General features: G+C 66.8%; 21 protein-coding genes. 6 read left to right on the plus strand and 15 right to left on the minus strand.

Annotation, left to right across the window (positions count from 1 at the left end):
* Positions 1 to 8: 8 nt before the first annotated feature.
* The 4 genes from P0086_RS14995 to P0086_RS15010 all read right to left on the minus strand — a co-directional run bounded on the left by P0086_RS14995 (position 9) and on the right by P0086_RS15010 (position 2,520).
* Positions 9 to 227: a hypothetical protein gene (locus P0086_RS14995; protein WP_112608650.1), complete on the minus strand. Its 219-nt coding sequence runs from the start codon at positions 225 to 227 to the stop codon at positions 9 to 11.
* Positions 224 to 916 (minus strand): GNAT family protein, encoded by a 693-nt coding sequence (locus P0086_RS15000; RefSeq protein ID WP_112593597.1) that lies wholly within the window; start codon positions 914 to 916, stop codon positions 224 to 226. Before P0086_RS15000 ends, P0086_RS14995 begins: the two co-directional genes overlap by 4 nt.
* Before the next feature lie 102 nt (positions 917 to 1,018).
* Positions 1,019 to 1,738: a tellurite resistance TerB family protein gene (locus tag P0086_RS15005; RefSeq protein ID WP_112608652.1), complete on the minus strand. Its 720-nt coding sequence runs from the start codon at positions 1,736 to 1,738 to the stop codon at positions 1,019 to 1,021.
* Between the two features lie 143 nt (positions 1,739 to 1,881).
* Complete coding sequence (locus P0086_RS15010; protein WP_112593595.1) at positions 1,882 to 2,520, minus strand: 2-dehydro-3-deoxy-phosphogluconate aldolase; 639 nt, start codon at positions 2,518 to 2,520, stop codon at positions 1,882 to 1,884.
* 202 nt (positions 2,521 to 2,722) lie between these two features.
* On the opposite strand from P0086_RS15010, the gene P0086_RS15015 reads away from it, so the two are divergent.
* The 3 genes from P0086_RS15015 to P0086_RS15025 all read left to right on the plus strand — a co-directional run bounded on the left by P0086_RS15015 (position 2,723) and on the right by P0086_RS15025 (position 5,105).
* Positions 2,723 to 3,220, plus strand: coding sequence for a CYTH domain-containing protein (locus P0086_RS15015; RefSeq protein WP_112593594.1), 498 nt, complete (start codon positions 2,723 to 2,725; stop codon positions 3,218 to 3,220).
* 16 nt (positions 3,221 to 3,236) lie between these two features.
* A complete protein-coding gene (locus tag P0086_RS15020; protein WP_275786895.1) occupies positions 3,237 to 4,097 on the plus strand; it encodes a CHAD domain-containing protein in 861 nt (286 codons plus the stop codon).
* A gap of 63 nt (positions 4,098 to 4,160) precedes the next feature.
* Positions 4,161 to 5,105, plus strand: coding sequence for a rhodanese-related sulfurtransferase (locus tag P0086_RS15025; RefSeq protein ID WP_112608658.1), 945 nt, complete (start codon positions 4,161 to 4,163; stop codon positions 5,103 to 5,105).
* 12 nt (positions 5,106 to 5,117) lie between these two features.
* On the opposite strand, the gene P0086_RS15030 is transcribed toward P0086_RS15025, so the two are convergent.
* The gene (locus P0086_RS15030) at positions 5,118 to 5,519 is read right to left on the minus strand and encodes a GFA family protein (protein WP_275786898.1); all 402 of its coding nucleotides are present in this window, start codon (positions 5,517 to 5,519) and stop codon (positions 5,118 to 5,120) included.
* Positions 5,520 to 5,599: 80 nt separating this feature from the next.
* Complete coding sequence (locus P0086_RS15035; protein WP_275787013.1) at positions 5,600 to 6,982, minus strand: GH1 family beta-glucosidase; 1,383 nt, start codon at positions 6,980 to 6,982, stop codon at positions 5,600 to 5,602.
* A 196-nt stretch (positions 6,983 to 7,178) separates the two neighbouring features.
* Between P0086_RS15035 and P0086_RS15040 the strand changes: the two genes are divergently transcribed.
* Positions 7,179 to 7,388 (plus strand): molybdopterin-binding protein, encoded by a 210-nt coding sequence (locus P0086_RS15040; RefSeq protein ID WP_112613460.1) that lies wholly within the window; start codon positions 7,179 to 7,181, stop codon positions 7,386 to 7,388.
* Between the two features lie 6 nt (positions 7,389 to 7,394).
* Here the strand turns inward: P0086_RS15040 and P0086_RS15045 are convergent, their stop codons facing one another.
* The 4 genes from P0086_RS15045 to P0086_RS15060 form a co-directional block, all read right to left on the minus strand.
* A complete protein-coding gene (locus tag P0086_RS15045) occupies positions 7,395 to 8,186 on the minus strand; it encodes an ABC transporter ATP-binding protein (RefSeq protein ID WP_275786902.1) in 792 nt (263 codons plus the stop codon).
* Positions 8,183 to 9,208 carry an iron ABC transporter permease gene (locus P0086_RS15050; protein WP_275787017.1) on the minus strand — a complete coding sequence of 342 codons (1,026 nt, stop codon included), beginning with the start codon at positions 9,206 to 9,208 and terminating at the stop codon, positions 8,183 to 8,185. The genes P0086_RS15045 and P0086_RS15050 overlap by 4 nt, the downstream gene beginning before the upstream one ends.
* Before the next feature lie 20 nt (positions 9,209 to 9,228).
* The gene (locus tag P0086_RS15055; protein ID WP_275786905.1) at positions 9,229 to 10,263 is read right to left on the minus strand and encodes an iron ABC transporter substrate-binding protein; all 1,035 of its coding nucleotides are present in this window, start codon (positions 10,261 to 10,263) and stop codon (positions 9,229 to 9,231) included.
* 115 nt (positions 10,264 to 10,378) lie between these two features.
* Positions 10,379 to 11,278: a LysR family transcriptional regulator ArgP gene (locus tag P0086_RS15060; RefSeq protein ID WP_275786908.1), complete on the minus strand. Its 900-nt coding sequence runs from the start codon at positions 11,276 to 11,278 to the stop codon at positions 10,379 to 10,381.
* 104 nt (positions 11,279 to 11,382) lie between these two features.
* On the opposite strand from P0086_RS15060, the gene P0086_RS15065 reads away from it, so the two are divergent.
* Positions 11,383 to 11,991, plus strand: a complete 609-nt coding sequence (locus P0086_RS15065; RefSeq protein WP_275787021.1) for a LysE/ArgO family amino acid transporter — start codon at positions 11,383 to 11,385, stop codon at positions 11,989 to 11,991.
* 56 nt (positions 11,992 to 12,047) lie between these two features.
* Entirely contained in the window at positions 12,048 to 12,665 is a 618-nt protein-coding gene (locus P0086_RS15070; protein WP_275786911.1) for an FMN-binding negative transcriptional regulator, read from the plus strand.
* Between the two features lie 82 nt (positions 12,666 to 12,747).
* Here P0086_RS15070 and P0086_RS15075 read toward each other — a convergent pair whose 3' ends face one another.
* From P0086_RS15075 to P0086_RS15095, 5 genes are all read right to left on the minus strand, one after another.
* Positions 12,748 to 13,932, minus strand: coding sequence for a Gfo/Idh/MocA family oxidoreductase (locus tag P0086_RS15075; protein WP_112613454.1), 1,185 nt, complete (start codon positions 13,930 to 13,932; stop codon positions 12,748 to 12,750).
* A gap of 198 nt (positions 13,933 to 14,130) precedes the next feature.
* Entirely contained in the window at positions 14,131 to 15,183 is a 1,053-nt protein-coding gene (locus P0086_RS15080) for a sugar phosphate isomerase/epimerase (protein ID WP_275786916.1), read from the minus strand.
* A gap of 216 nt (positions 15,184 to 15,399) precedes the next feature.
* Entirely contained in the window at positions 15,400 to 16,344 is a 945-nt protein-coding gene (locus P0086_RS15085) for a substrate-binding domain-containing protein (RefSeq protein WP_112613452.1), read from the minus strand.
* A 67-nt stretch (positions 16,345 to 16,411) separates the two neighbouring features.
* Positions 16,412 to 17,422, minus strand: coding sequence for an ABC transporter permease (locus P0086_RS15090; RefSeq protein WP_112593582.1), 1,011 nt, complete (start codon positions 17,420 to 17,422; stop codon positions 16,412 to 16,414).
* A gap of 76 nt (positions 17,423 to 17,498) precedes the next feature.
* The gene (locus P0086_RS15095) at positions 17,499 to 19,025 is read right to left on the minus strand and encodes a sugar ABC transporter ATP-binding protein (RefSeq protein WP_148179271.1); all 1,527 of its coding nucleotides are present in this window, start codon (positions 19,023 to 19,025) and stop codon (positions 17,499 to 17,501) included.
* Between the last annotated feature and the right edge of the window lie 74 nt (positions 19,026 to 19,099).

Here is a 19,099-nt window from a genome sequence, read left to right on the forward strand (position 1 = left end):
GCGCCGCTTTAGCGGCCCTTGCGCCTCTGGTGGCGGGCACGCAGCCAGAACAGCAGAAAGAAGCCGAGCACGAGCGCGGTCGCCAATCCGGCGGCGAGCCAGGGCGACACATTGCCGAGCGAGATCATCACGTCCGGCAGGAAGAAAAACGCAAGCCCCGTGCCGAGCAGGATGACGGCGGCGGCGATCGCCGCGGATCGATTGCCCTTGTCCTCTTCGCCGCTCACCGGGCGTCTTCCCGCTTCAACTCGGCCCGGATGTCCTCCAGCCGGCGCTTCTGGTTTCCTGCCGCGTCGAAATTGTCCGGCGACAGCCAGGCCTCGAACGCCTTCGCGGTGACCGGCCATTCGCTGTCGATGATCGAGAACCATGCCGTGTCGCGGTTCTGCCCCTTAGACAGCATGTGTTGGCGAAAGACGCCCTCGAAGCTGAAGCCGAGCCTTTGGGCGGTGCGCTTGCTCGCTTCGTTGAGGTTGTTGCACTTCCATTCGTAGCGGCGGTAGCCGAGGTCCTCGAAGGCATGCCTGGCGAGCAGGTACTGCCCCTCGGTGGACAGCGGCGAGCGCGCCATGTCCGGTCCGTGGGCGATGCCGCCGATCTCCACGACGCCGTTGGCCGGATCCGGCCGCATGTAGTTCGCCATGCCGACCACCTTGCCGGTCGCCTTGTCGCGGAACACCTCGGTCACCCAGCCGCCCTTCTGCACGGAGGCGAGCCAGGCATCGAAATCCTCGATGCCGGAGAAGTCGTTCTGGGCGAAATATTTCAGCAGCGGATTGATCGCCATGCCGCCGAAGCCGTCCCAGAGCGCCTGGAGGTGCTTTTCACGTTCATAGGGCTCGATGCGGACGAACCGCCCTTCGAGCACCACCGGTGCCGGAGCCGGCCGCGCCGTCCAGTGTTTCAGATCGTGCATGCCCCTCTCCCCCCGTTCCCCGGATTGCCGCTGCCTGATGCGCATGACAGACGCATAGGCCAGCGGCACCCGCGAAACAAATGCAAAGTGTTTATGGACCCATCAGGCCCAGGGGCTGCCCGCGGGAACCTTGGCCTGCGAGACGGTCGCCTCGATGTGGTCGACCAGCGCGTCCGGCAGTCCGAGGCGGCCGGCGAGCAAGTCGAGATAGCCGCGCTCGGCCCGGCTGTCGGGCTCGATCGTCAGCCGCGAGGCCGTATAGAGCTCGACCCGCTGCTCCTCGGTCTTGGCCGCCGCGACGATGCCGTCGAGATCGATGGGATCGGCAAGCTCCTTCTCCAGGAAGGCGGCTGCATCGCCACCGATGCCGGCGACCTTGAGCCTGTCCATGATGTGCGCGCGCTCGCCGGCGTCGATGTGCCCGTCGGCGCGCGACGCGGCGATCATCGCGCGGATCAGCGTCAGGGCGAAATCGTCGCTGACGGTCTGCGTCGCAAAGCCGGAATCCGAAGGCGGCGGCAGGAGTTCGGGCTCTTTCGGCGCGTCCGGCGTCGCGGGCGCGGGAGCCTGGCCGGCCTTGTAGTTCTTGTAGGCCTGGTAGCCGAGGCCGGCGATCGCCGCCAGCCCGCCGAGCTTCAGCGCGGTGCCCGCCACCTGGCGGCCGCCGCTCGTGCCGAGCAGCACGCCGGCGATGGCGCCGGCTGCGAGCGGATTGTCCCTGGCCATCTGCGTGACCTGCCCCGCGCGATCGCGCACGGTGCCGCCGGCGCCGGGTATCTGCGACCCGAGAAACTGATCCAGCAGCTTTTTCGCATCGAACATGGGGTTATCTCCCTTCCAGTGTGAGCCGGAGTGAGAGATAGGAGCGCGAGGCCCAAATACAAACCACGACTGGCAAAATCGTGATCGCCGCCCGCCGGAGCCGTGCAGCGATCGATCGTGCGCAGTCGCAGACGGCGCCGCGCTCAGCCCTTGAGCTGCGCCGCCTCCGCCGCAAGCCTGGTGATGCCGGCCCAGTCGCCCTTCGCCACGAGGTCCTTCGGCGCGACCCAGGAGCCGCCGACGCAGATGACGTTCGGCAGAGACAGGTAGTCCTTCGCGTTGGCGAGCGAGATCCCGCCGGTCGGGCAGAACAGCGTGCCGGCGAGCGGCGAGGACAGCGCCTTGAGGTAGGACGCGCCCCCCGCCTGCTCGGCGGGGAAGAATTTCAGCACCTCGTAGCCTTCCTCGCGCAGCGCCATGACCTCGCTGGCCGTGGCCGCACCCGGCAGGAGCGGCACCGGCGACTGCGCGGCGGCATCCAGAAGCTCCTGCGTCGTGCCCGGGCTGACGATGAACTGCGAACCGGCGGCGACCGCTTCGTCGAACTGCGCCGCGTTCAGGATCGTGCCGGCACCGGCGACGGCCCCTTCGACCTCGTTTGCGACGCGACGGATCGCCTCGAGCGCGGCCGGCGTGCGGAGCGTGATCTCGATCGCCTTCAGACCGCCTGCGACCAATGCGCGCGCCAGCGGCACGGCCGTCGCCGCGTCTTCCACGATCAGCACGGGAACGACCGGCTGCAGCTTCAGCACGGACAGGAGCTTTTCGGTTTTCTCGGCCATCGGCGCATCCCTAAAACGATTGAATGTGGTGGTGGAATAGCCCTTCGGGCCGTCCGTGTCGAGAAAAAAGGCCCCGGCGAAAAACGGTGCTCAACCGGGGCGGGACGATAAGGGCGCCGTCCGGTCCTTTTCGTAGCTTGCCACGGTCGGCCCATCGTGTAGAGTTCGTGCAACCGACTACCACAGTGCGAAAGCGAGTGGCATGGCCAAAGAAATCGAAAGAAAATTTCTGGTTTCCGGCAAGCGGTGGCGTCTCTCGGCAGACGCCGGCGTCTCCATCAGACAGGGCTATCTCGCCACGATGGATGATCGCTCGCTCAGGGTCCGCGCCTATGGCGACGGGCACGCCTGCCTGACGCTCAAGATCGGGCAGACATCCCTGTCCCGCGACGAATACGAGTTCGATATCGACCCGGCCGTCGCCGAGGAAATGCTCGGCCAGGCGATCGGCACCGTGGTCGAGAAGGTCCGCTACAAGGTCGAGCACAAGGGCTTCACCTGGGAGGTGGACGTCTATGGCGGGCGCTACGGCGGCCTGGTCGTGGCCGAGGTGGAGCTTAAGTCCGAGACCGACAAGCCGGACATTCCCGATTGGGTCGGACGCGAGGTGACCGGCGACTTCCGTTATTCCAACCAGGCAATGGCGCTGTCCGAAGGCGCGCTCCGGTCCTTTCATGAGCCTCAGTCTCAAAGCGGGTAAGCCTCTTCAGGGAGAAGTGCGTCGCGTCGCGTCCCGATATCTGTCGCGGGCGCTCGAGGTGCTGGAGAAACAGCCCGACGGGCCGCACGAGGCCATCCACACGGCCCGCAAGCAGTTCAAGCGCGTTCGCAGCCTCTACCGGCTGGTGGCCAGCGCCGACAAATCTTTCCAGAAGCGGGAAAACGAGCGCATCGGCACGCTCGGGCGCAGTCTGGCCGCCAGCCGCGATGCCACCTCGCTGGTCGAGACGGCGCACCGCCTTGCCCAGGCCGCATCGACCGTCGAAGAGCGCATGGCCGTCGAGCGTGTTCATGCAAGGCTCGTCGCGCGGCGTGACGCCATTGTCGATACCGCCGCGACGGAGGACCTCATCGAGGACGCCCTCCGCACCTGCAGGGAGGCGCTCGCGGCAGCCGAACACCTGACGATCGGCGGCGGCCACAAGCGCGCCGCCGAAATTCTCGGCCATGGCTGGCGCGCGACGGGCCGCAAGGCGGCAGCCGCGCTGAAGCAGGCCAGAGACACCGGCGAGCCGGACCTGTTCCATACCCTGCGCAAGCGCACGCAGGACCGCTGGGTGCACTGCCGCTTCCTGGAGGAAGCCTGGCCGTCGGCCCTGAACGGAACCCGCAAGCAGGCGCGGATCCTGGTCACGCTGCTGGGCGAAAACCAGGACATCGCCCTGCTGACCGGCTTTGCCGATGCCCATCCCGACGACATCGGCACGCCGAAGGACCTGACGCATCTGCTCGCGGTGATGATTGCCGAGGGCGACCGTCTGCGCGCCGAGGCGCTGCCGCTGGCCGGGCTTCTCTTCCCCGAGGACAGCCGGGAGGATGCCGGGTGCATCGAGCTTCTCTGGCGGCATGCGGCCTGACGCCGTGATCGTCCCTGCCGGCGCCGATTGCACCGCGGCCCGCAAAGCTGTATTTCAGCCGCCATGACCGAGATCCAGACCGACACCGGGCGCAAGGCGGGGGAACCCTTCCTGGTCGCAGCGCTCTATCACTTCGTTTCCGTCCCGCGCTTTGCCGAACTGCGCGCGCCCTTGCAGGCGCTGTGCGAGGACAATGGCGTGCGCGGCACGCTGCTGCTCGCCCATGAAGGCATCAACGGCACGATCGCCGGACCGGCGGACGGTATCCGCACCGTGCTCGCCTTCCTGCGCGCCCAGCCCGAATTCGCAAAGCTGGAGCACAAGGAGAGCTCCGCCGCCGAGATGCCCTTCCTGCGCATGAAGGTGCGGCTGAAGAAGGAGATCGTCACCATGGGGGTCGAGGACATCGACCCGAACCGGGTGGTCGGCACCTATGTCGAGGCGAAGGACTGGAACGCCCTGATCTCCGATCCGGACACGATCGTCATCGACACCCGCAACGACTACGAGACCGCGATCGGCATCTTCCGCGGCGCGGTCGATCCGCAGACGAAGACCTTCCGCGAATTCCCGGACTGGGTGCGCAACCACACCGGCCTGCACAACAAGCCGAAGATCGCCATGTACTGCACCGGCGGCATCCGCTGCGAGAAGGCGACCGCCTTCATGAAGGAGCAGGGCTTCGACGAGGTCTATCACCTGAAGGGCGGCATCCTGAAATATCTCGAGGAGGTGCCGGCGGAGGAAAGCCTGTGGGAGGGCGCCTGCTTCGTCTTCGACGAGCGCGTCTCGGTCACCCATGGTCTGGAAGAGGGCGAGCACACGCTCTGCCGCGCCTGCCGCCATCCCCTGACGGCGGAGGAGATCAGGGCCGACACTTACGAGCCCGGCGTGTCCTGCCCGCATTGCTTCGCAAGCCGCAGCGACGAGGACCGCGCCCGCTTCCGCCAGCGCCAGCTCCAGATGGATCTGGCCCGCAAGCGCGGCGAGCGGCATCTCGGCAAGTAGGCGCGACAGGCTTTAGCCCGGCATGCACGAAAACTCCGGAAGTTCCCCTTGCACATGATCCCACCGCTGGCGGCTGCGGGTCATGATCGCGGCCTCGGGAACGAATTCCGACGGATCGTCCAGCGTGCCGGCGAAGACCGTCCAGCGCGCCTCTCCCGGCGCCCCCGATGCCAGGACGGTGCTGCCGCAGGTCGGGCAGAAGTGGCGGACCGACGGCGCCCCGCTCTCGGCGACGACGGCGAAAGAGTGCAGTTCGCCGCTATGGGAAAAATCCCGCGCCTCGAAGATCATGTAGCAGCTGTGGCCAGTCCCGGTCGCGCGCTGGCAGTCACGGCAATGGCAGAACCCGGAATGCAGCGGCGCCGCGCTCGCCTCGTACCGGACAGAACCGCAAAGGCATCCACCCTTCATCATCTGCTCCCCCCTGTTGCAAGGGCTTGAGGGTCCGGCGGCCAGCCGGCCTTGCGGTCTGCGCCCCTGCTGCGCCGACCGTCTCATTCGGCTGCACTTCGGGCATGATTTCCCTTCGGAAACTGTGCCGCGAGCGCCTTGTACCAGTGGCCGCTCTTCTTGATCGTCCGCACCTGCGTGTCGTAGTCGACATGGACGATGCCGAAGCGCATCCGGTAGCCTTCCGCCCACTCGAAATTGTCCATCAGGCTCCAGGCGAAATAGCCGCGCATGGCATAGCCCTCCGCGATCAGGTCGGCGGTGACGGCCAGATGCTCGGCAATGTAGTCAAGCCGCGGCTGGTCGTCCACCGCGCCGTTTTCGACGCCCATGTTGTAGCAGGCGCCGTTCTCGGTGATGTAGCATTCGGGAAGCCTGTAGGCCGCGTTCAGCCGGCGGATCAGGTCGCCGAGCGCCGGAGCGCAGACCTCCCAGCCGATGTCGGTCTTGACGTCGCTGACGGCGGGCGCAGGCAGCGTCGCCGGATAGTCCGCATCCGGCGCGGGATCGGCCAAGACACGCATCGGCGTGTAGTAGTTCAGCCCCCACCAGTCGAGCTTCTGGTGGATCGTCTCCATGTCGCCGGGCTCGATCGGCGGCATCCGGTGACCGAGCCCGCTCATGAAGCCTTCCGGGTAGGCGCCGGCGAACACCGGACCGAAGAACACGCCGTTGTGGAAGTCGAAGGCGCGCTTTTCCGCAGCGAGATCCTCGGCGGCGTCGGACCCGGCATAGGTCTGGTGGGCATTCAGCACGATCCCGACGGGCAGTTGCGGCCGCTCTGAGCGGATGGCCGCCACCCCGAGCCCATGGGCGAGATTGGTGACGTGCAGCGCATGCAGCGCCGCGTCCAGGTTGCACTCGCCCGGCGCATGGATGCCGTAGAGGTGGCTGAGCCAGACCGAGCACCAGGGCTCGTTGAACGTCGCAACCGCATCCAGCCGGTCGCCGAGACGGGCGGTCACCACCCTCGCATAGCGCTCGAACGCATGCGCCGTCTGCCGCGCCGTCCAGCCGCCATCCCCCATCAGCGACAACGGCAGATCCCAGTGATAGAGCGTCGCGAACGCCTTGATGCCGCGCGCTTTCAGCCCGTCGACGAGGCGATCGTAGAAGTCCAGCCCCTTCTCGTTGACGGCGCCGGTGCCCTCTGGAACGATCCGCGGCCAGGCGATCGAGAAGCGATAGGCCGAAACGCCGAGCGCCTTGATCAGGTCGAGGTCCTCTTCCAGCCGGTTGTAGTGGTCGCAGGCGACATCGCCGTTGTGCCGGCCGAAGACGCGGCCGGGCATGTTGGAAAACGCATCCCAGATCGAGGGCTTGCGCCCGTCGGCCTTCGACGCCCCCTCGATCTGGAAGGCGGCGGTCGCCACGCCGAAGAGGAAGTCGCCGGGAAAGCGCTCGGATAGGGTCCTGGGGTCCATCATCGTTCCTGCCATCTGTCGCCTCCGCCCTGGCGGAATTGCGAAAAATCATCACCTGCAACGTTGCAGTAAACACCGCGCGGGAAATGTCAACCTCTGGAAGCCGCGGGCGCAAATGCCGCGTCCCCGGGGATTTCGACGCGTCGGCGGTTGTGCTAGTGCTCTGCCCTCACGGCACAGCAACGAGGAGATACCGGCCATGAAGATCAGCGCTCGCAATCGGCTGAAGGGCAAGGTGGTGGATGTGACGCTGGGCGCCACGACCGCCCATGTGCGGATCGACATCGGCGGATCCATCATCACGGCCTCGATCACCAACGAGGCGGTAGCCGAACTGGGACTGGCCGCCGGCAAGGACGCCTATGCGGTCGTCAAGGCTTCCGACGTCATGGTGGCGGTGGACGACTGAGGTCCCTCAGTCCCCGGACGGCCCGCCGACGCTGGCCGGCGCGCATGTCGGATGCGCGCTTCCCGCGATCCTGCCGACGACGACGTCGATCCCGAACACGGAGCGAAGGGCAGCAGGCGTCAGCACCCGGCGCGGCTCGCCGATGTCCAGGATGGCACCGCCCGCCATGAGCGCGGCTCGATCCGCGACGAAGAAGGCGTGGTCGGGATTGTGCGTCGAAAGCACAACGCCCTTGCCGCTTGAAGCGAGCAGGCGGATCTGTTCGAGGACCTGGAACTGGTGGCCATAGTCCAGGCTTGCGGTCGGCTCGTCCAGAACCAGGAAACGCGCTTCCTGTGCAAGCGCCCGGGCGATGAGGACCAGTTGCCGCTCGCCGCCGCTGATCTCGGTATAGGGCCGGTCCGCCAGCGATCGGATGCCGAGACGCTCCATGGCCGCGAGCGCCAGGTCGCGATCCCTGCGGCCCGGCTGCCGGAAGGCGGCGAGCCGTCCCGCCCGCCCCATGATCACGATGTCCAGCGCCCGGAACGGAAACAGCGTGCCGTGCGCCTGCGGTACATAGGCGATCCTCGCGGCGACCTCGCTGCGCGAACAGAGCGAAAGATCCGTGTCGTCGACATGGACGTGCCCCGCAAGCGGCCGCTGCAGACCGAGGATCGTCCGAAACAGCGTCGTCTTGCCGGCGCCGTTGGGCCCCAGGATCGCCAGCACCTCGCCGGCATGGACCGACAGGTCCATCTTCGAGCCGATCGGCACGCCGCGGTGGCCGAAGGCCAGGTTGTCCAGGCGCATCATCATGACCAGCCGCCGCGGCCCGTCGCCAGCAAGGCGAGGAAAAACGGAGCGCCGATCACCGCCGTCAGGATGCCGAGCGGCACCTCGACCGTGGAGGCCGTGCGCGCCACCGTATCGATGACGACGAGGAAGGCCGCCCCGAGGAAGAGGGATGCCGGCAGCAGGACCCGGAAGTCCGGCCCCACCAGCATGCGCGCCATATGCGGGATGACGAGGCCGATCCAGCCGATCACGCCGCTGATCGAGACGGCGGCGGAGGTGATCAGCGTCGCGGCGGCGATGAGCGCCGGCCGCAGCAGCCGCGTCTCCACGCCGAGCGCGCGCGCCTCGTCGTCGCCGAGCGAGAGCAGGTTGATCCGCCAGCGCAAGAGATGGAGGACCGCGACGCCGAGCACGAAGCTGGGCACGACGAGGACCAGGTCCGCGTTGGTGACGCTCGCCAGGCTGCCGAGCAGCCAGTAGGTGATCGCCGGCAACTGGTCGTAGGGATCCGCCAGGATCTTGACGAGCGAGATGCCCGCGGCCAGCAGCGCGGCGATTGCCATCCCCGCGAGCACGAGCGTCAGCACCGGATCGCGCCCACGCACCGCCAGCCCGACCGCATAGACGACCGCGAGCGCGAAGAGGCCGCCCAGGAAGCTCAGCACCTGGATCGCCAACACCGGCAGCGACAGGAAGATCCCGAAGACCGCCCCGAGACTGGCGCCGGCCGAAACGCCGAGAATGTCCGGCGACACCAGCGGATTGCGAAAGACGCCCTGATAGCTCGCCCCGGCGGCCGCCAGCACCGCGCCGATGCAGAGCCCCGCCATCACGCGCGGCAGGCGGACATTCCAGATCACGTTGCCGAGCATGGGGTCCACGTCCGTCGTCGTTCCGGCAATTCCCTGCCAGAGGATCGAGAACGTCGTTTCCGGGCGCACCGGGTACTTGCCGACCGACAGGGCGACGAGAACGACGACGAGCAGGACCAGGACCGCAAGTCCGTATGCGGCGGCCGATCGCATCGTCGCCGGCCGTTCCATGCCGGTCTCGTCCGAAGGGCTCAATTCCGGCTCCCGGTGTTCGCCAGGAGAGCGTCCAGATCGGGCTCCGTCAGGTCGACGTGATAGAACAGCTTGAAGAATTCCCGCACCTCCCCGCGCAAATCGATCGGGCCGGCGTCCGGATAGAGGACGGATCGGAGCCAGGCGAGGCCGATCAGCCGGTTGATCCCCGGCGGCGAATCGAACCAGCCGAACGGGACGTCGGGCGCCTTGTACACCCGGCCCGCCTGCACGGCCGGCACGCCGGACCAGGACGGGTCGGACCTGACCGCCTCGGCGAAACCGGCGTCGCTCGCGAGAATCACGTCGGGCTTCCAGGCGAGCACCTGCTCGAGCGACACCTCCGTCAGCCCGCCCTTGCCGGCAGCGGCGGCGACGTTGGTGGCGCCTGCCATCTCGAGGATCTCCATGTTGATCGAACCCGAAAGCCCGGTCTCCAGCCCCTTCGGACCCCGGCCGTAGTAGACCTTCGGACGCTCGCCCTCGGGAATGTCCGCCAACAGCGACTGGATGTCGGCAAGACGCTTTTCCGCATATCGGGCCAGTTCCTCGCCACGCGCGCTTTCGCCGAGCAGGGCGCCGGCCTGGCGAAGGGTCTCAGGGGTATCGGCGAAGCGCCCGCCGATCAGCACATAGGGAATGCCGGTCTGCTCCTGCACCCTGTCCGCCAGCGAGATATAGGTCTCATTGACCGTTCCCACGTCGATGATCAGGTCCGGCTTGGCGGCGAGGACCGCCTCGACATTGGCGGTACCGCCCCTGCCCGTCAGCCAGCCGTAGGTGGGAAGGTCGCGGGCTTCGGGAAGGAGGTACTTCTTCGCCTTCTCGCCGGGCTCGCGCACCCATCCCGCCAGTTTCTCCGGTGCCAGCGCATAGACCAGCACCGACGCCGGCGGCCCGGCCACGAACACCTTCCCGATCCGGTCAGGGACCTCGACGGTCCGCCCGCCGGCATCGACGAAGGTTCGGGCGTCTGCCTGTGGGCTTCCTGCGAGAAGAAGAGCGGCAACGAAAGCAAGGGCTCTGATGAACATGCCAGGTCCTCGAACGGAACAGCGAAATCGTTATATTTTTCCGTATATCACGATTGTCCGCCCAGTCCGTCGGAAAATGCTTGCCTGACGGCGTTCGCTCGTTGCGGCCGATGTCTCATTGGCGAAGATGCATCCTGGCCGCTGCCACGACCGCGCGCGTCAGTTCCGCCAATCGGTCGGCGGCGAGACGGTTGATCTGCCAGTACAGCGGCACGTCCAGCGGGGTCTTGGGGATCAGTTCGACGAGCCGCCCGGATGCGAGGTGTGGCCCGGCGAGGAGGGCCGGGTTCATGCACCAGCCCATGCCGGAGAGGCTCGCGTCGAGGAAGCCCTGCGTGGAGGGCAGCCAATGGGTGGGGTGGACGAAGTCCCGGCCGAAGGCCTGGCGCAGCCACCGGCTTTGCAGCCTGTCCTTCTGGTTGAAGGTCAGCGCGGGAGCGCGGCTGATCGCCTCTTGCGTGACGCCGTCGGCGAAATGCTCGGACATGAAGGCCGGGCTTGCCGTCGCATGGTAGCGAAGCGCCCCGATCGGCGTGCACCGGCAGCCCGGAATCGGCTTTTCCAGGCTGGTGACGGCCGCCAGAACGCGGCCGCGCTGCAGCCATTCTGCCGTATGCTCCTCGTCATCGAGGGCGATGTTCAGAAGATACCGGGATCGCCTGGAGAAATCCGACATGGCCGACAGGAACCAGGTTCCGAGGCTGTCGGCACTCGTCGCGATATGGAGGGTCACCGGTTGCTGCGGTTCGGCAGGGTCGGCGAGCGCGGGAAGATGCGTCATCAACTCCCCTTCCAGCATGCCGACATTCTCCATGTGGCGGCACAGCCATCCGCCTTTCTCGGTTGCCGTGCACGGGGTTCCTCTGACGATCAGCACCACGCCGAGACGCTCTTCAAGCTGCTTCACCCGCTGCGAGACGGCGGAGGGCGTGACGTTCAGCACGGCGGCCGCCTTTTCGAAGCTGCCGGTCTGGACGACCGCCGCAACGGCGCGAAGGGCCGGATAGTCGAGCATGGCTTTAGCTCACCTTAATCAGGATAAAGAGACTTAAATACCTTTAATCATCGGAACCCGCTACAGCAATGGCGATCCTTCTGTTCCCGGCGGCGACGACAACGATGAATTTTCCGATCTTCATGACCGGCCTGATGATGGGGCTGAGCCTGATCGTCGCGATCGGCGCACAGAACGCCTTCATTCTCCGCCAGGGCTTGCGGCGCGAGCACGTGTTCGCGGTCTGCCTCACCTGCGGCCTGTCGGATGCCGTCCTGATCCTGCTCGGCGTCACCAGCCTCCGGCAGATCACGACCATGCTGCCCTGGCTCGACCCCGCCATGCGCACGGGAGGGGCGGCCTTTCTCATCTGGTACGGCGCCAGAAGCCTCCGCTCAGCGCTTCGCTCGACCGGGGCGCTGACGATCGAGGACGAGGTCGCCTCGCCGTTCTGGCCGACGCTCGCCACCTGCCTGGCGCTCACCTGGCTCAATCCGCACGTCTATCTCGACACGGTCGTCTTTCTGGGAACGATCTCGACGCGCTTTCCCGGCAACGAGATGCTGTTCGCCGCCGGTGCGATGACCGCCTCGTTCCTGTTCTTCTTCGCGCTCGGCTACGGTGCCGGATGGCTGCGCCCGATCTTTTCGCGGCCGTCTGCATGGCGGGTTCTGGACCTGGCCATCGCCGCCGTGATGGGAACGATCGCCCTTGGCCTGCTGCGCGGCTTGTGAGGCCGCCGCCTTTCGAAATAGAATTCGCGGCAAAGCTCGACCCGGTAGAGGCCCCCATGTACAACCCGCCTGCATTCGCTGTCGCCGATTTGATCGAAATACGCGCGATGATCCGTGCCTGCCCGCTCGCCAACTTCGTCACGGCGACCGCGGACGGGCCGATCGCCACACCGCTGCCGATGTTTCTCGACGAGAGTGAAGGCGAGATGGGCACCCTCTACGCCCATCTGGCAAAACCCAATCCGCAGTGGAAGACGCAGGCGTTCGGCGACGGCCTCGCCATCTTCATGGGACCGGACGCCTACGTCAGCCCGGCCTGGTACGCTTCCAAGGCGGAGCACGGCAGGGTGGTCCCCACCTGGAACTACGTGACCGTGCAGGCCAGGGGGCCGGTGGAATTCTTCGAGGACACGGCCCGGCTTCTCGACGTCGTCTCCCGGCTGACCGACCTGCACGAGAAGGACCGGGCGACCGCCTGGTCCGTCACCGACGCGCCCGAGGCCTATGTGGCCGGGCAACTGCGCGGCATCGTCGGCCTGCGCATGCCGATCACAGCGCTCACGGCCAAACGCAAGATGAGCCAGAACCGCAACCAGGCCGATCGCGCCGGCGTGAAGCAGGGCCTTTCGGACAGCGGACAGACCGCCGACGTCGCCGCCCTGATCGAGGGGTGATCGGCCGACGCCCCGCTTCCGCAGCGTCGACCCTCGCCACCGCCCCATCCGGCGCCGCTGCGGCGCCGGGGACGAGCCGCGATCAGACCTTGACCCAGGCGCCGTTCTTCTTCGAGGACTGCACGCAGGCATCGACGAACAGCATGCCCTTCAGGCCGTCGTCGATGGTCGGATAGACCACGGCGGGATCGACCTTCTCACCGTTCCGCCTCGCAAAGATCGCACGCGCGGCTTCGGCATAGATATTGGCGAAGCCTTCGAGGTAGCCCTCCGGATGGCCGGGCGGCACGCGGCTCACCCGGGCGGCGGCCGCATCCGAGCCGGCGCCGTTACGGGTCAGGAGGCGCTTCGGCTCGCCGAACGGCGTGTACCAGAGATAGTTCGGGTCCGCCTGCACCCATTCCAGCCCGCCCTTGGTGCCGAAGACGCGCACCTTCAGGCCGTTCTCGTTGCCGGGCGCCACCTGGCTGCACCAGAGCATGCCCTTGGCGCGCGCGCCGTCCTTCTCCTTGAAGCGCATCATCACATGCGCGTTGTCGTCGAGCTTGCGGCCCGGCACGAAGCTGTCGAGGTCGGCGGAGAGCTCCTCCAGTTCCAGCCCCGAGACGAAGCAGCCGAGATTGTAGGCATGGGTGCCGATGTCGCCGGTCGAGCCGCCGGCGCCGGAGCGGGCGGGGTCGGTGCGCCATTCGGCCTGCTTGGAGCCGCTCTGCTCGACGGCCTCGGTCAGCCAGTCCTGCGGATATTCCATCTGCACCAGCCGGATCGCGCCGAGATCACCGTTCTTCACCATCTGGCGGGCCTGCCGCACCATCGGGTAGCCGGTGTAGTTGTGGGTGAGCACGAACAGCGCCTCGCTCTCGTCGGCGAGCTTCTTCAGCTTCCTTGCGTCGCCGAGCGTCGAGGTCAGCGGCTTGTCGCAGATCACATGGATGCCGCGCTTCAGAAATTCCTTCGCCGCCTCGTAGTGGACGTGGTTGGGGGTGACGATCGCCACCGCCTCGATGCCGTTCTTCAGCTTGGCCTCGCGGATCGCCATCTCCTTGAACGAGCCGTAGCAGCGCTGCGGATCGAGACCGAGTTCCCGCCCCGAGGCCACCGATTTCTCCGGCGTCGACGACAGCGCGCCGGCGACGAGTTCGAACTGGTCGTCGAGCCGCGCGGCGATCCGGTGCACCGCGCCGATGAAGGCGCCGGCGCCGCCGCCGACCATCCCGAGCCTGATCCGCCGCTGCCGCGCCTCGGTGGTGCTTCCTTCGATTGCCATGTGTGTTTCTCCTGAAAAATCCATGTCTGAAATCGCCCCTCATCCGCCTGCCGGCACCTTCTCCCCGCAAGCGGGGCGAAGGACCGCGACCGCGACGCTCGCCACTGACGCAGCGTCTGAACGGGGCACGTCCCCTCGCCCCGCTTGCGGGGAGAGGGCTAGGGTGAGGGGCAAGGGTGCACCACCGATCGCGTGACCTCAGATCCCCAGCATGCGCCGGTTGGCCGCCTCGTCGGTGCCCGCGCCGGCGAAGTCGTCGAAGGCCTTTTCGGTGACGCGGATGATGTGGTGCCTGACGAACTCCGCGCCCTCGCGCGCGCCGTCCTCGGGATGCTTCAGCGCGCATTCCCACTCGACCACGGCCCAGCCGGCAAAATCGTTCGCCGCCATCTTGGAGAAGACCGCGCCGAAATCCACCTGGCCGTCGCCGAGCGAACGGAAGCGCCCGGCCCGGTTCACCCAGCTCTGGTAGCCGCCATAGACGCCCTGCCGGCCGGTCGGGTTGAACTCGGCGTCCTTGACGTGGAACATCCGGATCCGGTCCTTGTAGATGTCGATGTTGTCGAGATAGTCCAGGCACTGCAGCACGTAATGCGACGGGTCGTAGAGCATGCAGGCGCGGGCATGGTTGCCGGTGCGCTCCAGGAACATCTCGTAGGTGATGCCGTCGTGCAGATCCTCGCCGGGATGGATCTCGTAGCAGACGTCGACGCCGCAGGCCTCCGCATGGTCGAGGATCGGCTTCCAGCGCCGCGCCAGCTCGTCGAAGGCGGTCTCGACGAGACCCGCCGGCCGCTGCGGCCATGGGTAGACGAAGGGCCAGGCGAGCGCGCCGGAGAAGCTCGCCATCGCGTTCAGCCCGAGGTTCCTCGACGCCGTCACCGCCAGCTTCACCTGCTCCACCGCCCAAGCCTGCCGGGCTTTCGGATTGCCGCGCACCTCCGGTGCCGCAAAGCCGTCGAAGGCTTCGTCATAGGCAGGATGCACGGCGACGAGCTGCCCCTGCAGATGGGTGGAGAGCTCGGTGATCTCGACGCCGTTCTCGCGCGCCTTGCCGGCAAATTCCTCGCAATAGGTCTTCGATTCCGCAGCCTTCTTCAGGTCGATCAGCCGGCCGTCCCAGCTCGGCACCTGCACGCCCTTGTAGCCGATGTCGGCGGCCCACTTGGTGATCGAATCCCAGGAATTGAAGGGTGCGGCATCGCCGGCAAACTGCGCCAGGAACAGGCCCGGTCCCTTGATCGTCTTCATCCAGTGCTCCTCCCGTCGCGCACCGTCCTTGCGGCCGCGTGTCCTTGAATTCGATTGCGCAGGCTGAAATTCCGCGTCGGTTCCGCCACCTGCAACGTTGCCGCTCGGCAAACTAGCGTCGTTTGCCGCATCCGGCAATCGGTGGCCGCATCGCCCGGTCGGCTAACCTGCGGAGAAGATCGCCCGGACCGTGAGGCCCGGGCGAGGCATTGCCGATCAGAACGGAGAATCGGGGAAGTAGTAGGCTTCCGCGTTCTCGGGCGTGATCAGGGTCGCGTCCAGCGTGTAGGTACCGTGTACCGGAACCTGATCGTAGAGGGCCGCTGCGGTCAGTTCCATCGCGGTCGCCACCATCGACGGCGGATAGAGGACGTTGACGGGGAACATCTTGTCGCCGTCGATGACCTTCTTGATCATGTCCTTGGAGCCGGCGCCGCCGATGACGTACTTGATGTCGCTGCGGCCGGCCTGCTCGATCGCCTGCAATACGCCGACGGCCATGTCGTCGTCCTGGCACCAGACCACGTCGATCTTCGGATACTTGGTCAGGTAGTCCTGCATCACCTTGAAGGCGTCGTCGCGGTTCCAGTTGCCGAACTGGCGGTCCAGCACCTTGACGTTCGTGCCGGCGATGCCCTTGTCGAAGCCGTCCTGGCGCTCCTGGTCGATCGGGATCGGCAGGCCGCGGATGACCACGACCTCGGCGTCCGGCGTGTTCGCGGCGATGTACTTGCCGGCGACTTCACCGAGCGCGGCGTTGTTGCCGGCGACATAGAGGTCGCGCACCGAGTTGTCGTTGACGGACGGCGCCCGGTCGACGATCGACACGAAGGTACCCTTGCCCTTGACTTCCTTGATGGCGTTGACGAGCGGGTCCGGATCGGTCGGCAGGATGACGAGCGCGTCGATGCCCTGGACCTCCAGGTCCTGCAGGGCGTTGGCCTGGGTCGCCGGATCCGGCGAGGTCTTCACGACGACGTTCAGCCCCGGATGCTCCTTCATCAGCAGTTCGGCGACGCGGTTGGCGTGATAGACGACGCCGGCGGTCCAGCCGTGATCGGCAGCCGGGATCGAGACGCCGATCGTCTTCGTCTCCTGGGCGTAGGCCGCGCCGAACGCCAGCGTCGCAGCGACGGTGAGCCCCATCAGTCTCTTGTGCATTCTGTTTCCTCCCGAAGTAAAAAGGGGTCGATGAAGCGTCGACCGGGCGACCCCCAGCCCGGCCGGTTTACGATTTGCGCGTCAGCGAACGCTGGACGAGCATCGCAATGATGATGATCGAGCCCTGGATGGCGCCGATCAGGTATTCGCTGATGAAGTTGGAGAGCAGCATGATGTTGCCGACCAGCTCCAGGATGAAGGCGCCGCAGATCGTGCCCCAGACGCGCCCGGCCCCGCCCTTCAGCGCGGTGCCGCCGACGACGACGGCGGTGATCGCCTGCAGCTCCCACAGGATGCCGGTGGTGGCCGATGTGGAGCCGAGGCGCGGCACGTAGAGCAGCACCGCGACGGCGACGCAGAGCCCCTGGATGACGAAGGCGATGGTGCGGACGCGATCGACGGCGATGCCGGAATAGCGCGCCACCTCGCGGCTGGAACCGACGGCGACCACGTGCCGGCCGTAGCGGGTGCGGTAGAGCACGAAGGCGGCGATCGCGGTGACGACGAGGATGACGACGATCGGCACCGGCACGCCGAGCACGTTGCCGAAATAGGCCGGCCGGTAGAGCGACTGCAGCTCGGACGACTGCAGGGTGATCGCGCCCCCTTGCGACAGCCAGGTGGTGAGCCCGCGATAGATGCCCATGGTGCCGAGCGTGGCGATGAAGGGCTCGATCCGCCCGAGCGTGGTGATCAGCCCGTTGAGGAGCCCGCACGCGCCGCCGATCACGACGGCGAGCACCATCGCCGCGACGAGCATCAGCGAGGGATCGGCGATCGCGCCGGAGTTCATGAACAGGATCATCAGGCTCGCGACGAAGGCCACCATCGAGCCGACCGACAGGTCGAGGTCGCCGGACGAGATGACGAAGGTCGCGCCGACGGCGATGATGGCGATGAAGGCGCTGCGGGTGGCGACGTTGGCGAGGTTGGTCAGGCCGATGAAGTTCGGATTGACCAGCGCACCGACGATCAGGAGCAGGATCAGCGCGGCGAACGGCGCGACCGCCCGCAGATCGATGTCCCGCCAGGTTCGCCGCCGCGGCGCGCGCTCCTCGATTTCGCTGTTCGTGCTCATATCCACTGTCAACCTCCCGATGGCGCCGCGCGCCGGATTTCCCGTCCCTGGCCCGTCTTGTTTCTGCCGCCGGGCCTCAGCCCGCGGCTTTTCTCCGCAGGCCGGCGGCATAGCGCATGATCATCTGCTCGGAGATCTCCTCGCCCTCGAGGATGCCGACCAGATGCCCCTCCCGCATCACCGCCACGCGGGTGCACAGGCCGATCACCTCCGGCATCTCGGAGGAGATGACGATGATCGAGCGGCCCTCGCGGGCGAGCGCCGCGATGAAATGATAGATCTGCTGCTTGGTGCCGACGTCGATGCCGCGGGTCGGCTCGTCGATGATGACGATCTGCGGCTCGGTCTCCATGACCTTGGCAAGCAGCAGCTTCTGCTGGTTGCCGCCGGACATGCGCCCGACACGCACACGATCGTCGCGCACGCGGATGTCGAAACGGCGCTTGGCCCGCGCCATCGCCTTCGCCTCGCTGGCAGGATCGAGATAGCCGTGCGACACGTGCTGGCCGAGCGACTGCAGGGTCAGGTTGGTGGTCATGCCCTCGTCGAGCAGCAGTCCCATGCCCTTGCGGTCCTTGGTCATGTAGGCAAGGCCGCGCCGGTTCGTTTCGCGGAAATCGCCCGCCGGCAGATGCTCTCCATGCAGCAGCACCTCGCCGGACAGGCGCGGCCGCAGGCCGGCGATCGCCTCCATCAGCTCCGACCGGCCCGATCCGATCAGCCCGGAGAAGCCGAGCACCTCGCCCTTGCGCAGCTCGAAGCTCGCATCCTTCACGTAGCCGGTCGTCAGGTTCCGGACGGACAGGACCACCTCCTCGTCGACGTCCGGCTCGTGCTTGGCGGGATAGAGGCTGGAGAGCTCGCGCCCGACCATCAGCTGGGCGATCGCCTCGCCGTCCAGCAGCGACGTCGGCGCCGTCTTGATCCACTGGCCGTCGCGCAGCACGGTGACGCGGTCGCTGATCTCCATTACCTCGTCCAGCTTGTGCGAGACGAAGACGAAGCTCGTGCCCTTCGCCTTCAGCTTGCGGACCTGGTCGAACAGGATGCCCGCCTCTTCCCGCGACAGCACCGCGGTCGGCTCGTCCATGAAGATCACCCGGGCATCGCGGCTGATCGCCTTGCCGATCTCGACCATCTGCTTGTCGGCAACCGCGAGCGAGCTGATCAGCGCATTCTCGTCGATGCGCGAGCCGAGCATGTCGAGCACGCGCCGCGCCTCGGCGCGCATCGCCTTGCGGTCGAGCACGCCGAAACGGGCGATCTCGCGGCCGAGAAACAGGCTCTCGGTCACCGTCAGATGTTCGGCGAGATTGAATTCCTGGTGGATGAGGATGATGCCGAGCGCCTCGGCGGCGCTGTTGGCCGGCAACGTCACCGGCTCGCCGTCGAGCAGGATGCGCCCCGACGTCGGCGGCTGGAAGCCGGACAGGGTCTTGATCAGGGTGGACTTGCCGGCGCCGTTCTCGCCGACCAGCGCATGAACCTCACCCGGAAGGATGTCCATGTCGACGCTGAAAAGGACCTGAACCTCGCCGAACGTCTTCGATATCCGCTCGGCCGCAAGCACCGGCACCGATGCGTTCGCCCCATCGCTGGCCATGTTTCCTCCCTGTGGCTCCCCACCACTGCCTCAATGATGTAAACCTTTACACGATCGATGTAAAGGTTTACATC

Origin of the sequence: Mycoplana sp. MJR14, assembly GCF_029210525.1 — a bacterium.
Classification (GTDB): Bacteria; Pseudomonadota; Alphaproteobacteria; order Rhizobiales; family Rhizobiaceae; genus Mycoplana.

Coding starts and splice junctions, on each gene's coding strand:
- P0086_RS15030 (WP_275786898.1), bottom strand. CDS start 5,519: ATGATGAAGGGTGGATGCCTTTGCGGTTCTGTCCGGTACGAGGCGAGC.
- P0086_RS15010 (WP_112593595.1), bottom strand. CDS start 2,520: ATGGCCGAGAAAACCGAAAAGCTCCTGTCCGTGCTGAAGCTGCAGCCG.
- P0086_RS15035 (WP_275787013.1), bottom strand. CDS start 6,982: ATGATGGACCCCAGGACCCTATCCGAGCGCTTTCCCGGCGACTTCCTC.
- P0086_RS15015 (WP_112593594.1), top strand. CDS start 2,723: ATGGCCAAAGAAATCGAAAGAAAATTTCTGGTTTCCGGCAAGCGGTGG.
- P0086_RS15065 (WP_275787021.1), top strand. CDS start 11,383: ATGAATTTTCCGATCTTCATGACCGGCCTGATGATGGGGCTGAGCCTG.
- P0086_RS15050 (WP_275787017.1), bottom strand. CDS start 9,208: ATGGAACGGCCGGCGACGATGCGATCGGCCGCCGCATACGGACTTGCG.
- P0086_RS15080 (WP_275786916.1), bottom strand. CDS start 15,183: ATGAAGACGATCAAGGGACCGGGCCTGTTCCTGGCGCAGTTTGCCGGC.
- P0086_RS15060 (WP_275786908.1), bottom strand. CDS start 11,278: ATGCTCGACTATCCGGCCCTTCGCGCCGTTGCGGCGGTCGTCCAGACC.
- P0086_RS15000 (WP_112593597.1), bottom strand. CDS start 916: ATGCACGATCTGAAACACTGGACGGCGCGGCCGGCTCCGGCACCGGTG.
- P0086_RS15040 (WP_112613460.1), top strand. CDS start 7,179: ATGAAGATCAGCGCTCGCAATCGGCTGAAGGGCAAGGTGGTGGATGTG.
- P0086_RS15055 (WP_275786905.1), bottom strand. CDS start 10,263: ATGTTCATCAGAGCCCTTGCTTTCGTTGCCGCTCTTCTTCTCGCAGGA.
- P0086_RS15095 (WP_148179271.1), bottom strand. CDS start 19,025: ATGGCCAGCGATGGGGCGAACGCATCGGTGCCGGTGCTTGCGGCCGAG.
- P0086_RS15025 (WP_112608658.1), top strand. CDS start 4,161: ATGACCGAGATCCAGACCGACACCGGGCGCAAGGCGGGGGAACCCTTC.
- P0086_RS15005 (WP_112608652.1), bottom strand. CDS start 1,738: ATGTTCGATGCGAAAAAGCTGCTGGATCAGTTTCTCGGGTCGCAGATA.
- P0086_RS15075 (WP_112613454.1), bottom strand. CDS start 13,932: ATGGCAATCGAAGGAAGCACCACCGAGGCGCGGCAGCGGCGGATCAGG.
- P0086_RS15045 (WP_275786902.1), bottom strand. CDS start 8,186: ATGATGATGCGCCTGGACAACCTGGCCTTCGGCCACCGCGGCGTGCCG.
- P0086_RS15085 (WP_112613452.1), bottom strand. CDS start 16,344: ATGCACAAGAGACTGATGGGGCTCACCGTCGCTGCGACGCTGGCGTTC.
- P0086_RS15090 (WP_112593582.1), bottom strand. CDS start 17,422: ATGAGCACGAACAGCGAAATCGAGGAGCGCGCGCCGCGGCGGCGAACC.
- P0086_RS15070 (WP_275786911.1), top strand. CDS start 12,048: ATGTACAACCCGCCTGCATTCGCTGTCGCCGATTTGATCGAAATACGC.